Source organism: Terribacillus aidingensis, from assembly GCF_900215625.1.
In the GTDB taxonomy this organism is placed as follows: domain Bacteria; phylum Bacillota; class Bacilli; order Bacillales; family Amphibacillaceae; genus Terribacillus; species Terribacillus aidingensis.
The window spans coordinates 52,899-66,138 of the sequence record NZ_OBEK01000008.1 but is presented as its reverse complement, the minus strand read 5'-3'; the positions used below and the strand labels follow the sequence as shown (position 1 = coordinate 66,138).

Here is a 13,240-nt window from a genome sequence, read left to right as displayed (position 1 = left end):
GGTACGCGAGCTGGGTTCAGAACGTCGTGAGACAGTTCGGTCCCTATCCGTCGTGGGCGTTGGAAGTTTGAGAGGAGCTGTCCTTAGTACGAGAGGACCGGGATGGACGCACCGCTGGTGCACCAGTTGTTCCGCCAGGAGCATAGCTGGGTAGCTACGTGCGGAAGGGATAAGTGCTGAAAGCATCTAAGCATGAAGCCCCCCTCAAGATGAGACTTCCCATCATTTTAAATGAGTAAGATCCCTCAGAGACGATGAGGTAGATAGGTTCGAGGTGGAAGCGTGGTGACACGTGCAGCTGACGAATACTAATCGATCGAGGACTTAACTAAAAAAGAAAAGCGAAAGAAACCGTTTAGAAACGGAGGAATAAGTGAAAAAGCGTGGAGTGAAGTGTTTTCCTTCACGCAGGGATTTATCGCTTAAGCTGTAGTTTCTGGTTTCTGAAGCTGGATCTGGCTCAATGCAGCTAGAACTTAGTAAGTCAACGCCAAAGACCAAGCACTCCGGTGCTTGGCAGCGCATGAGATGTAAAAGCATGAAGTTTCTTATCTAGTTTTGAGGGTTCATTCAACCTGAATCTTTTAATTGTCTGGTGGTAATAGCGAAGAGGTCACACCTGTTCCCATGCCGAACACAGCAGTTAAGCTCTTCAGCGCCGATGGTAGTTGGGTTCGCCCTGCGAGAGTAGGACGCTGCCAGGCAAGATAAAATCCCTGATCAGAAATGATTAGGGATTTTTTGTTATAAAGAAAGGGGGAGAGAAGGTGACGAACAGATTCAGCATTCGAGAGGCAACTGTCCATGATGCTACATGTTTAGCACAGCTAAGAGTCCTAACAGATAGAGAAACGGAATACCTGGACCGTGATGAAGGAGAAGGTTATCTTTCGCCGGAAGATTTTAAAGTCTTAATCAAATCGGATCAGCAAGAACCAAATAATATTTGTCTTGTAGCTTGTGATAACAGCGGCATCATCGGCTATTGCAGATGTGAAGGGAATAAATTGAAACGTCAGCAGCACCAAGTCATATTCGGCATTGCCATACGCAAGGACTATTGGGGGAACGGGATAGGTAAGCAAATGCTTCATAAGGTAATAGATTGGGCGGAGGATCACCAAATACATAAAATTAACTTATCCGTGCTAAAAGTTAATAAACGTGCAGTAGCTTTATATGAAACGTTTGGGTTTCAAGTGGAAGGCTGTTTAAAGGACGATAAAAGACTTCGTGACGGTAAATTATACGATACACTGCTTATGGCATGGTTTAATACTAAGGAATACAACAAACCCTCCACTTAGACGATGGAGGGTTTTGTTGTATTAATTTTTAACAGATGAAGCTTCCCAAGCTGCATGCATACCAGCAACTCTGCCAGTTACTAAAGCGGAAGTAATATTATAACCACCAGTATAGCCATGAATGTCAAGAATTTCGCCACAGAAATATAAACCGTGCATAAACTTCGATTGCATCGTGGTCGGAACCACTTCCTTCACAGAAACACCTCCGCCAGTTACAAAAGCTTTTTCAATTGGCTGTGAGCCGTTAACAGAGAATGTGAATCCTTTTATTAAGCTAATAAATTGAAGCAGATTTTCCCGGGAAATATTTGCTGCCTTTGTCTCTGAAGAAATGCCTGTCTGTTCCAGCAGGAAATCTAAATAACGCTCTGGTACGATGCCTTTTACGAGATTGCGAAAAGCTTTCTTCGGCTGATCTGTCATTGTTTTCGAAATTTCTTCTGTTAAGACATGTTCTTTCTTACTTGGTATAGCATCAATATGGATTGTAACTTCTTCTCGGCCTTTCATCATTTCTTTGACCACATATTGTGAGCAGCGTAAAACAGCTGGACCAGATATACCGAAATGCGTAAATAGCATGTCCATCTGATGTGTGATGATGGCTTTATCCTTCGCATTCAGCACACTTACCGCTACATCGCGCAATGCGAGCCCTTGCAGCTGTTTCTGCTTGATGAAGGCTGCAGAAGAAAGGAGCGGCACTTCGGTTGGATAAAGTGTGGTAATCGTATGCCCGGCTTTTTTTGCCCATGCATAGCCATCCCCTGTACTGCCAGTGTGCGGTACTGCTTTTCCGCCGACGGCAACAATAACAGCCCCAGCGCTGACTTTTACTCCATCTTTTAAAATAACTTCATGTCGCTCTTCCCCATAGTGAACAGCTTTCACAGGCGTTTCTGTTCGAACATGTACATGCAGCGCATCCATTCGGTTCAGCAGCGCTTGTACAACGGATTTTGCTGAGTTGCTGACTGGGAACATACGTCCATGGTCCTCTTCCTTGAGCTTTACACCAAGATTCTCAAAGAAATCAATAATATCGTAATTATTAAATATAGAGAAAGCACTATATAAAAATTTTCCATTACCCGGAATATGCTTGATTACTTCGTCCTGGGGCAAGCGATTCGTCACATTACATCTGCCGCCTCCAGATATAGCGAGTTTGTTACCCAGTTTCTTTCCTTTATCAATCAAAAGCGTGGCAGCACCGTGCTCAGCAGCTGATATGGCTGCCATTAGCCCGGATGGGCCGCCTCCGATTACAATTACATCGTAATTCATGCGTGTTCTTCCTTTCTGCTGATGGGATTCAATCGAATTCTTCCATCAGGTCTACTTTATGATAAAATAGATTCATTGGATTTTAAAGAGGAGTTTGGTGAATAAATGGCTTTGTCGACTATAATTCGCGGGACTTTGCTGCTGACAGCAGCTTCTTTCCTGTCGAAGTTTCTAGGGATTATTTATGTTATCCCATTTAATGCATTAGTAGGTGCCTCTGGTGGGGCGTTATTCAGTTATGCCTATGTTCCTTATAATATATTAATTAGTATCTCTACAATCGGTATACCATTGGGCGTATCTAAATTTGTGTCAAAATACAATGGTTTGGGTGATTACCGCACAAGCCAGCGTGTCCTGCATAAAGGTATGTCTATTATGGTTGTTACAGGAGCAGTAGCCTTTCTAGTCATGTACTTTGGAGCTGACCTCATCGCACAATGGAGTGTAGGAGGCAATGAGGAAGGGTTCTCAAGTGAAGCAGTTGCTTATGTAATTAAGCTTGTAAGCTTTGCAAACCTCATTATACCTGCCATGAGTATTGTCAGAGGCTTCTTCCAAGGGAACCAATCTATGGGGCCTACTGCTGTGTCTCAGGTAGTGGAACAAGTAGTGCGTATTGTCTTTTTACTACTTGCCGTTTATCTCGCTATCAATGTCTTTCATGAGAACACGGCTGTAGCTGTAGGATATGCGACATTTGCTGCTTTTATAGGTGCATTAGCTTCCTGTGTTGTATTGTACGTATACTGGAGAGCCAGAAAACCACATCTTAAATTAAGGATGAAACAGCAAAAAGTCCAACCTGCGCAAGTAACTGATAAGACGATCATAAAAGAACTGTTGAGCTATGCTGGACCGTTTGTTGTAACAGGTATTGCAACGACACTTTACCAGTTTATTGATCAGTTCACGATGGTGCGAGCGCTCACAGCAATTGGTCAAGATGGAAAGGTAGCTAAGGCGTTGTACGGTATTATTAACTTATATGGACACAAGATAATCACAATACCTATGACATTGTCTATAGGTCTTTCCTTAGCAGCAGTTCCAGCACTTACACGAGCATTTTTCTCAAATGATCGGAAATTGTATCTGAAGCAAATAAATCAATCGTTACAGATTGTCTTGTTTTTAATATTCCCAGCCAGTGTAGGTATTGCACTATTAGGTAATGAAGCATATACAGCTTTCTATGGGACAACTGACGTTTTAAACCCAAACCTAGGAGCGGGCACACTAATGATGTGGTACGCGCCTGTAGCTTTGCTGTTTGCACTATTTACAACAACGTCATCTATCCTGCAGGGAATTAATGAGCAGCGCTTCTCTGTCATTAGTTTGACAGCAGGGCTGTTAGTAAAAATTTTCTTCAATATACCTCTAATGCATGCTTTCGGAGCAAAAGGTGCTATTTTTGGGACGGCTTTGGCTGTGGGAATCGCGACAGTATTGAATTATCTTAAAATGAAGCATGCATTAAAATTCCCAGCAAAGCAGCTGACTAAGCGGGCCATGTTAATTTTAATCTTCACAGCTATCATGTCAGTTGTTGTTTTAATCGTAAAATTCCTGCTTGGGTTTACATTAACTTATAAAGATGGAAGTATTGCAGCAGCTGTTATTATCATTGTAAGTGCGTTAGCTGGTGGATCTGTTTATATGGTCCTTGCTTATAAGTCCACCTTGCTGGAACGGGTGCTAGGAAATCAAATTGGATTTTTAGATCGTTTAATGAAAAGAAAGAAGGACTAACAAATGAGATTAGATAAGTTACTTGCCAATATGGGTTTTGGCAGCAGAAAAGAAGTAAAAGGATTATTAAAAAAAGGTGCCATTACCGTAAATGGCATCCCGGTGAAGTCGCCATCGATTCATGTAGATGAAAACAATGACAATGTGCAAGTAAACGGAGAAACAGTGGAATACCGGGAATTCATCTATTTGATGATGCATAAGCCGCCTGGTCTTGTATCGGCAACAGAAGATAAGCGGGACGAGACGGTGGTAGACATCTTGCAGCCGGAAGATCGACTGTTTGATCCGTTTCCTGTAGGCCGTTTAGACAAGGACACAGAAGGCTTGCTTTTACTAACAAATGATGGCACGCTTTCTCACCAGCTTTTATCGCCAAAAAAACATGTGCAAAAGCTGTATTACGCACAAATTAATGGCGAAGTTACCGAGAATACAATCCAACAATTTGAAGCGGGCGTTACCTTAGATGATGAGTATGTTACAAAGCCGGCTATTTTGAAGATACTGAAGGCTGGATCTGTTTCTGAAATTGAGATCATTATTACAGAAGGTAAGTTTCATCAGATCAAGCGGATGTTCGAAGCTGTAGGGATGGAAGTGACGTATTTAAAGCGTCTTCAGATGGGCAGCTTGAAGCTTGATGAAGAACTTCAGCTAGGCGAATATCGGGAACTTTCTGATGAGGAACTAAACAGTTTGATTGAAGATACAAAAAAGAGCTGATCTGAGAACAGATCAGCTTGCCTTATAGGTAAGTTATGTTTGTTACATAGGTTGTACGATTTAAATCAAGAGATTTTGACTTTTTTTGATGTCGTAGACCAAACCCCCCGATGAGGACTTTGTACTAAACCGTTATACTCCAGCACATTAAGATCGCGCTGCACTGTACGGTCTGTAATACCAAATTCTTCAGCCAATTCAGTAGTAGAAACTGTTTCCCTTTCTCTGATAAAAAGATAGACAGCTTTTACCCGGTTTAGCATTCGGGATGTTGATTGATTCAAAAAACCACTCCTTAGTTTTACATAAGAATCGGTGGTGCTTCTAAATCTCTTTCTACCCGTATTTTACAATATTTAATCACAGAAGGCTAGAAGATAGGTTAAATTTTCTGTTAATTTATTTTACAATAGACGTATAAAAATATTAATAATGCTTCAGGAGGCGATGGAAATGGGGAGTATCGACTGGTATGACAAGGCACTTGCTTATAAGGAAAATTATGTAGAAGTATTAAAAGGTCTGTTAGCCATACCGAGTGTGTATGACGAATCGTCAAAGACAGACAAGATGCCCTTCGGAGAGCAAATAGATAAAGCGCTACGCTATATGCTGAATACAGGCGAGCGTGATAGCTTTGTCACGAAGTATGTGGACGGTTATGCGGGCCACATCGAATATGGACAAGGCAGCGGTTTGGTTGGTGTGCTCGGCCACTTGGATGTTGTTCCTGCAGATGGGGAGTGGACGTTTGGTGCGTTTACGCCGACGCTGACAGAGGGGCGTCTTTTCGGCAGAGGAACCTTGGACGATAAAGGACCGGTTGTCGCTGCATACTTTGCGATGAAACTGCTGAAAGACAGTGGTTATGAGCCGAAAAAGCGTATTCGGCTCATCATGGGAACCGATGAAGAAAGAGACTGGCAGTGCATGGAGCATTATTTTAAATATGAAGAGATGCCGGATACCGGCTTCACACCTGACGCTGACTTTCCGCTGATTTATGCTGAGAAAGGCATTATCGACGGCTACATTTCCCTGCCTCCTGCCACAGCACAAAGCGACAAGCTTCGACTTGTTCGCTTTCATGGAGGAAAAGCTTTAAACATGGTTCCCGGCCAGGCGGAGGCCACTCTTTCTGGGGAAGATCTCACAGCTGTGGAGCAAGCATTCGCTGCGTATTTAACGGCTGCAGGGATAGACGGCAGGGCAGAAGTGAAAGGAAATAATATTTTACTAAGCGTGTCTGGCAAAGCGGCACACGGCTCAACTCCGGAGAAAGGTCGCAATAGCGTTATTGTACTGGCTAAGTTCCTCCAATCACTCCCGCTTCATGGTGATGTAACCGACAAGCTGAACTGGCTAGTGGAGAAATTCGAGGATTACAATGGGAAAGGTATCGGGCTGGGGTTAACAGATGATGTATCTGGTCCATTGACACTCAATCTTGGTGAATGCAAGATGACAGAAACGGATGCCTGGTCAATTGGCGTTAATATTCGTTACCCTGTAACAGCAGCATACGATACGGTGAAAGAAAATCTATTGAATGAGCTGGCTGAAGCAGGTGCCGGATTCAAACAATCATCGCACTTAGCTTCGCTTTATGTAGAGAAGGATGATCCATTAGTTGAAACATTAGTTGATGTTTACCGCCGTCAGACAGGTGATGCAACAGATATTCTCGCAATTGGAGGCGGAACGTATGCGCGTGCGATGAAAAAAGGAGTCGCTTTTGGTCCGCTGTTTCCGGGAGCACCGGACAGTGCGCATCAGCAGGATGAGCATATTCTGCTTGACGATATGATTCGTGCGATTGCCATTTATGCAGAATCACTTTATCTGCTGACAAAGGATGATCATATCTAATGCATGCGGAAACGAAAACAACCTATCGATCTTTTCAGTACTTTTATCTTACAGCTTTTCTTTCCAACGGATCTTTGTTTCCGCTGCTGGCAGTGTTTCTGCAAGAAGAGAAGCAGCTGAACTCGGTGCTTGTTGGTCTGATTGTGGCAGCAATTCCGCTTGTAAACACAGTTATGGAGCCAGTTTGGGGTCTCTTGAGCGATTACACTCGGAAACCATTGCGTTTGTTAGCAGCGGCATTAGCTGCTGCTGCAGCGCTTGCATTTATTTATTTATTTTATGATCATTACGCTTTGCTGTTAATTGGCATGCTGTCTATTGCTGTTTTTCAGGCAGCAGTTATTCCTTTATCGGACAGTATGGCTTTAGGTTTTGTGGAACAACACAAACTGGTTTATGGAAATATCCGCTTGTGGGGCGCTATTGGGTTCGCTGTCGCTTCTTTCTTAATGGGATATATAACGGATTTGGCCGAATCATTGGATTGGATCTTCGTGGCATACGGGGTATGTTTGCTGCTGGCATTACCGGCTTTACGTAAATTTCCGCGGCAAGGATATGATATTGCTGCTATCTCCATGAAAGAAGGACTCCAGACTTTACGCAAAAACAAACCGTTCCTGCTGTTTCTGGCGTCCAACTTTCTTATCTTTGGTCCCATCCTGGCAAACAATTTTTATTTCGGGACATTCATTTTGGCTGCCGGAGGCACACTAAGTGCTGTAGGTATTGCTTTCTTCCTTGGAGCTGGCAGTGAAGCACCTTTTATGAAATTGGCGCACCGTATTATTGGGAAGATGAGCATTTTGCATGTGGTTATATTAAGTGCCAGCGTCTCTGGAGCGCGGTGGATACTTTATATGTTCGATCCGCCGCTCACAGTTATTTTCATCACAACCATTATTCAAGGATTGTCCATCGGCCTTTATGTGCCGGCTGCTTTACTTTATATAAGAAGCGCTGCACCATCCTCCGTGCAGGCTACTGCAATTGCCCTTTATTCCGCCGTTGGAACTGGATTGGGCAATGCGTTCTTTAACCTTATCGGCGGTGTCGTCATAGAGACTGCTACTGTTTACCATATGTATGGCTTGTTCGCAGTAACGACATTCCTAGGTGTTGGTATTCTGTTTGTCGTAAAACGCATGACGAACGCATTAACAGGGAAAAGAGGGATAGCGTGAGTACGCATTATTTCATCGGAATTGGATTAGACACATCGATTCAAGCAGCGCTGGCTGACTGGCAGGACGAATTGAAAGCTTATGTGCCGATGAAACAGTGGCCAAGAACAGAGGAATTTCATATAACGTTGCAGTTTCTTGGCTCCACGACAGACCAGCAGCTGGATAAATTGAAAGAAGCATGGCAAACGCAGCAATTTGGAAAGGCATTTGCATTAGAAGCAGCTGGTGTTGATGTATTTGGCAGCCCTAAACAGCCACGCGTTATCTGGGCAGGTGTAAAACCGCACGATCCGCTTCACAAGCTGTACCAGCATGTAACAGCTGCTGCGGCAAAAGCTGGATTCGAACAAGAAAACCGGCCGTACCGCCCTCATATTACGCTCGGTAAAAGATGGGGATCAGGCAACGTGGAGGGACCGCTTCCGCTGCCGGAAAAACAGCTAGATAAAGCGATTGTCGTAGACAAAGTGACGGTATACCGAATTGAACCAGGTAAACGTCCCAAGTACGTTCCTGTACTGGTGAAAGATTTGGAAAAGGAGTGAAACGATTGTGGCTCAATTGATTAAGCTGCATGAATATATATCGCGGTATGAACAGCATCCTTACCGATACCCCAGCCAATTCATTAAATTGAAGAAAGAGAACTGGGAAAAAACGCAAAAAGACTGGGAACAGCAGCAAGCTGCTCCCTTCTATATAGAGGAAGAAAAAGCAGAGGAACCAGCGAAGAAGCCATGGTATCAAGTTTTTCATCGGAAAGAAGATACACCTGTTTTTACAGAAGAACAAAAGCCTGTTTATGTAGCCCCTACGGAACAAGCATTAAAGCAGGACTTTTTGGAAGAACTTTTTGAGTTCCAGCTGAAATGGGCAACATCTACCTTGGGAGAATTCTCTTTTTATGATCACCAATTTAAGAAAGACCATATTCTTCGTTATTTCTTAAAACGGTTTCCGGATACGTTCTTTGTGATGTATAAGCCTGTCTTTGAAGTGAAGCAGACAACGATGGAAGCTGAAACGATTTTGATTCATCCGCTTGGCATAGAGATTATTTCTGTATTGGAAGACAAGCCGGATGTCCTGTTTTGGGCTTCAGAAGAACGAACGTGGAAAAGAGAGAAGAAAGGGCAGTTTACAAGTTTCATCAATCCGATGCTGTCACTTAACCGAACAGAAAGATTAGTACAAAGTATCCTGCGTAAACATGAGGTAGAACTGCCAGTAACAAAAGTCGTATTAAGCAGAGAGAATGCAATTCGGTTTAACAGTGAGCCGCGGAACACACAAATTATTGGCAGTCAAAAGCATGCAGACTGGCTGATGGGAAAACGTCAAGAGCAAGTTGCGTTAAAGCATGTGCAGCTGCGTGCTGCTGAAGTTCTGCTTCAGCACGCGTATACAAAAGCTGTCAAGCGTCCGGAATGGGAAACAGAAGAGAAAGAAGAATTTTTTAATTAAATAAGCGGTTTTTGCAGATTATCGTATTGATAAAACCATAGAAAATGTTGTAATCTAAAGTATGTCTGTCGATTTTGATCGGGAATGTACTTGCCTTGTGTCACGCTGGGCTTGTTTACAGCTAGTAATGCAGAGCGATTGCACTAGGAAAGTAGGAATGAACGGTGAATTGGTTAGAACACATACTGGGAAATGAGTGGAAGATCGCTCCTGCAGGCGGTGTGACTGGAGAAGCATATTATGCAAGCAGTGCGGATCGGCAGCTTTTCCTGAAACGTAATTCTTCTCCTTTCTTGGCAGTCCTATCAGCGGAGGGAATTGTTCCAAAGCTTGTATGGACGAAACGAATGGAAAATGGGGATGTAATAACTGCTCAGGAATGGCTGCAAGGACGCGGGCTGACGTCTTCTGAGATGAACGATTCCCGAGTGGCTCAGCTGCTCAGTAAAATTCATCATTCTTCCGAGATGCTGAATATGCTGATGCGCATGGGTAAAAAACCATTGCAGCCAGAAGCGAAATTGGAAGAGCTGCGGGAGAAAGCAGCTGGCTTCCAAAATCGGCTGCCTGCTTTGCATCAGGTATTGAAGAGTCTGGAGCTGTTCTTACCTGAGATGCCGAAACAAATTTTGGCTGTCTGCCATTTTGATATTGATCATAATAACTGGATGATAAGCCGGCATGATGAGCTTTATCTAGTAGATTGGGACAGCGCCCTCATTGCCGATCCGGCAGCAGATATAGGAATGCTGCTTCGGAAATACGTTCCGCAAGCTGATTGGGAAGCTTGGATGGCTGCGTATGGCAAACCATTGGATGACAGCTTGCTTAAACGAATTTATTGGTACGAAGCTGCTCGTCTTATCATGTCTCTTCGAGAAGACAATTTGGAACGGAAATGCAAGGATTTGAAGCTGTTGATTTCGGAAATTAAACCGCTGATTTGTTAACCCTGCAGACTGTCGATTGTCTCGACCCAGTTCTCAAGCTGGCCTCTGTTGTTCGTGATATGGGCATTAATATCGGCAGCTTTTTCACCAGCTGAGCTGTAGGAGTGGATACCGGGAAGCATCGCCAAAATCTCATGCTGATCGGATGATTTATTAGATAAAATAGAACGTGCTAATCGTGATATTTGTTCGCATTCGGATTTACTGCCGCAGCAGGATTCGCAATGTTCACTGAGGATATCACGAAGCAAACCGAGTTGATTATCAACGGAAAGTGACATCGATTTTCTCCTCCTTCCTAAGCATAGCGTGTGCGTTTTGGCACCAAACTATGCAGGAGGGAAGGACAGTAATAGGAGTGAGATATATGCGTGTGCGCCATAAACCATGGGCAGACGATTTTTTGAAAGAACATGACCATATCGTCATCCATGAACCAAAGCAATATAAAGGAAAGTGGCGGGAGCTATTCGGCAACGACAAACCGCTATGTGTAGAGATTGGATCAGGTAAAGGGCAGTTCATTACCGGAATGGCAGCCCAGCACCCGGAATACAATTTTATCGGCATCGAATTGGCAAAAAGTATTATCGTTACAGCAGTTGAGAAAGCAGCAGATTCTGCGCTGCCAAACGTCCGGCTGTTGAATGAAAATGCTGCTGATTTTCGTGAATTGTTCGAAGAGAATGAAGTAGATACGATCTATCTCAATTTCTCCGATCCATGGCCGAAAAACAAACATGAAAAGCGACGATTAACATTCAGCAGCTTTTTAGAGCAGTATAAAGCAGTTCTAAAGGAAAAAGGCGAAGTTATATTCAAGACGGATAACCAAAAGCTCTTTGAGTATTCCTTGTCGAGCTTTTCCCGCTTCGGAATGATATTGCAGGAAGTGAAGCTTGATTTGCACGCAGAGAATGATCCTTTGAATGTGAAAACAGAGTATGAAGAGAAATTCTCTTCCCGAGGCTACCGTATTTACCGGAGTGTCGCGTCGTTCCAATAAAAAAACTGGCAGGAAGATGATCCATCATTTTCCTGCCAGTTTTTTTGTACACTCCATTGCTGGAATGGTAAGCATAAAAAAATACACCCCAAAAGCTACATGTTTGTAACCTTTAGAGTGCAGTTAATTTTAATTAAGACGCTGTTTCGACAGCGTCGATAACGGATCCAGTTTCTACATCAACGAAGAATTCGTATTGTGCAGGTTCTCCATCAATTGTGCGGGAGATACCGCCGCGGTATACATTATATGTGAGACCGTGCTTCACTTTTTCTTCTGGTTTCATATAAATCCAAGAACCGCTGATTGGTCCTTCTTTCTTAAACGCTTCTTTTGCGAATTTAAGTGCTTTTTCTGGAGTTACTTTTTGTTGTTTTGCAATCTGCTTCTGAAGAAAATATCCAGCTGCCAGACCTGCACCTACAACTGCTACTGTTTTTTTAACGCCCATTTTGTCACCTCTTCAACATAAGTTATCTTCTATTATAGCTTATTACCGTTAAAATATAAAACGAAACAACCTTTATGGCATGTTGATGGTCAATAGTTTACAATAGATATACAATAGTCTGACAAAAAGGGAGTACATATATATATGAACAAAAAAACATTAGATTTATTTAAACAGTTGACCGAGCTTCAGGCGGCTCCAGGAAATGAACATCTGATGCGTGCTTTCATGAAAGAAAGGCTGAAGCCGTATGCTGACGATATTATTCAGGATAAACTTGGCGGTATCTTCGGTGTGAAAAAAGGCGATGGACCAAAAGTAATGGCTGCAGGTCATATGGATGAAGTTGGCTTTATGGTCACTGGTGTCACACCGAATGGCTTGATCCGATTCCAGACGCTGGGTGGCTGGTGGAGCCAAGTTCTTCTTGCGCAGCGCGTGCAAGTCATGACAGATGCGGGTCCAATTCCCGGCGTAATCAGTTCAACACCGCCGCATCTTTTGACACCAGAACAGCGGAACAAACCAGCGTCAATTGAGAGTATGCTGATTGATATTGGAGCAGATGACGAACGAGATGCTTATGAAATTGGTATTCAGCTTGGTCAGCAAATTCTGCCGTTCATGCCGTTTACGCCAATGGCAAATGAGAAAAAGATATTGGCCAAAGCGTGGGATAATCGGTACGGCTGCGGATTAGCTTTAGAATTAATGGAGCAAGTGGCAGGTGAAACACTTCCAAATGAATTATATGCAGGTGCAACCGTTCAGGAGGAAGTTGGTCTGCGTGGTGCGCAAGTTGCTGCTAATATGATCAACCCGGATATCTTCTACGCACTTGATGCTTCTCCAGCAAACGATGTTGGCGGTGACAAGCAGGCGTTCGGACATCTTGGCCAAGGGGCTTTGCTGCGTATTTTTGACGGTACGATGATCATGAACCGCAACATGCGCGAATTCATATTGGATACAGCTGAATCAAATAATATTAATTATCAATATTATGTTGGAAAAGGCGGAACAGATGCAGGACGTGTGCACTTGGCGCACGAAGGCGTGCCGTCTGCAGTTATTGGGATTGTTTCCCGCTATGTGCATACAAGTGCAAGCATTATTCATGTCGATGATTATGCAGCAGCCAAAGAACTGCTGTTAAAACTTGTCCGTTCTACCAATCAGTCAACAGTAGACCTTATTACAAAGAACGACTAAGCAGCAGGGAAGGAAGCATGGAA

General features: G+C 43.5%; 14 protein-coding genes and 2 rRNA genes. 12 read left to right on the top strand and 4 right to left on the bottom strand.

The window, feature by feature from the left end; genetic code table 11:
- From CRO17_RS16950 to CRO17_RS16940, 3 genes are all read left to right on the top strand, one after another.
- A 23S ribosomal RNA gene (locus CRO17_RS16950) occupies positions 1-332 on the top strand; the annotation flags it as partial.
- A gap of 259 nt (positions 333-591) precedes the next feature.
- A 5S ribosomal RNA gene (rrf, locus tag CRO17_RS16945) occupies positions 592-704 on the top strand.
- A 63-nt stretch (positions 705-767) separates the two neighbouring features.
- Positions 768-1,307: a GNAT family N-acetyltransferase gene (locus CRO17_RS16940; protein WP_245864849.1), complete on the top strand. Its 540-nt coding sequence runs from the start codon at positions 768-770 to the stop codon at positions 1,305-1,307.
- Positions 1,308-1,328: 21 nt separating this feature from the next.
- Here the strand turns inward: CRO17_RS16940 and CRO17_RS16935 are convergent, their stop codons facing one another.
- Positions 1,329-2,597, bottom strand: a complete 1,269-nt coding sequence (locus tag CRO17_RS16935; RefSeq protein WP_097043634.1) for a BaiN/RdsA family NAD(P)/FAD-dependent oxidoreductase — start codon at positions 2,595-2,597, stop codon at positions 1,329-1,331.
- Positions 2,598-2,702: 105 nt separating this feature from the next.
- On the opposite strand from CRO17_RS16935, the gene CRO17_RS16930 reads away from it, so the two are divergent.
- Both CRO17_RS16930 and CRO17_RS16925 read left to right on the top strand, forming a co-directional pair.
- Entirely contained in the window at positions 2,703-4,352 is a 1,650-nt protein-coding gene (locus CRO17_RS16930; RefSeq protein WP_097043633.1) for a putative polysaccharide biosynthesis protein, read from the top strand.
- 3 nt (positions 4,353-4,355) lie between these two features.
- Complete coding sequence (locus CRO17_RS16925; protein ID WP_097043632.1) at positions 4,356-5,078, top strand: pseudouridine synthase; 723 nt, start codon at positions 4,356-4,358, stop codon at positions 5,076-5,078.
- A gap of 65 nt (positions 5,079-5,143) precedes the next feature.
- Here the strand turns inward: CRO17_RS16925 and CRO17_RS16920 are convergent, their stop codons facing one another.
- The gene (locus tag CRO17_RS16920) at positions 5,144-5,362 is read right to left on the bottom strand and encodes a DeoR family transcriptional regulator (protein ID WP_077307963.1); all 219 of its coding nucleotides are present in this window, start codon (positions 5,360-5,362) and stop codon (positions 5,144-5,146) included.
- Positions 5,363-5,531: 169 nt separating this feature from the next.
- Between CRO17_RS16920 and pepV the strand changes: the two genes are divergently transcribed.
- The 5 genes from pepV (at position 5,532) to CRO17_RS16895 (ending at position 10,548) form a co-directional block, all read left to right on the top strand.
- Entirely contained in the window at positions 5,532-6,947 is a 1,416-nt protein-coding gene (gene pepV, locus CRO17_RS16915; protein WP_179637167.1) for a dipeptidase PepV, read from the top strand.
- Positions 6,947-8,131, top strand: a complete 1,185-nt coding sequence (locus CRO17_RS16910; RefSeq protein ID WP_097043630.1) for an MFS transporter — start codon at positions 6,947-6,949, stop codon at positions 8,129-8,131. The genes pepV and CRO17_RS16910 overlap by 1 nt, the downstream gene beginning before the upstream one ends.
- Positions 8,128-8,679 carry an RNA 2',3'-cyclic phosphodiesterase gene (thpR, locus tag CRO17_RS16905; protein WP_179637165.1) on the top strand — a complete coding sequence of 184 codons (552 nt, stop codon included), beginning with the start codon at positions 8,128-8,130 and terminating at the stop codon, positions 8,677-8,679. Before CRO17_RS16910 ends, thpR begins: the two co-directional genes overlap by 4 nt.
- Before the next feature lie 7 nt (positions 8,680-8,686).
- Positions 8,687-9,598, top strand: a complete 912-nt coding sequence (locus tag CRO17_RS16900) for an NERD domain-containing protein (protein WP_097043628.1) — start codon at positions 8,687-8,689, stop codon at positions 9,596-9,598.
- Positions 9,599-9,762: 164 nt separating this feature from the next.
- Positions 9,763-10,548, top strand: coding sequence for a phosphotransferase family protein (locus tag CRO17_RS16895; RefSeq protein WP_097043627.1), 786 nt, complete (start codon positions 9,763-9,765; stop codon positions 10,546-10,548).
- On the opposite strand, the gene CRO17_RS16890 is transcribed toward CRO17_RS16895, so the two are convergent.
- The gene (locus CRO17_RS16890; protein WP_097043626.1) at positions 10,545-10,829 is read right to left on the bottom strand and encodes a YtzH-like family protein; all 285 of its coding nucleotides are present in this window, start codon (positions 10,827-10,829) and stop codon (positions 10,545-10,547) included. The genes CRO17_RS16895 and CRO17_RS16890 overlap by 4 nt on opposite strands.
- An 86-nt stretch (positions 10,830-10,915) precedes the next feature.
- Between CRO17_RS16890 and trmB the strand changes: the two genes are divergently transcribed.
- Positions 10,916-11,554, top strand: coding sequence for a tRNA (guanosine(46)-N7)-methyltransferase TrmB (trmB, locus tag CRO17_RS16885; RefSeq protein ID WP_097043625.1), 639 nt, complete (start codon positions 10,916-10,918; stop codon positions 11,552-11,554).
- A gap of 133 nt (positions 11,555-11,687) precedes the next feature.
- On the opposite strand, the gene CRO17_RS16880 is transcribed toward trmB, so the two are convergent.
- Positions 11,688-12,005, bottom strand: a complete 318-nt coding sequence (locus tag CRO17_RS16880; protein WP_077307979.1) for a PepSY domain-containing protein — start codon at positions 12,003-12,005, stop codon at positions 11,688-11,690.
- 144 nt (positions 12,006-12,149) lie between these two features.
- Between CRO17_RS16880 and CRO17_RS16875 the strand changes: the two genes are divergently transcribed.
- Positions 12,150-13,217 carry a M42 family metallopeptidase gene (locus CRO17_RS16875; RefSeq protein ID WP_097043624.1) on the top strand — a complete coding sequence of 356 codons (1,068 nt, stop codon included), beginning with the start codon at positions 12,150-12,152 and terminating at the stop codon, positions 13,215-13,217.
- Positions 13,218-13,240 lie beyond the last annotated feature (23 nt).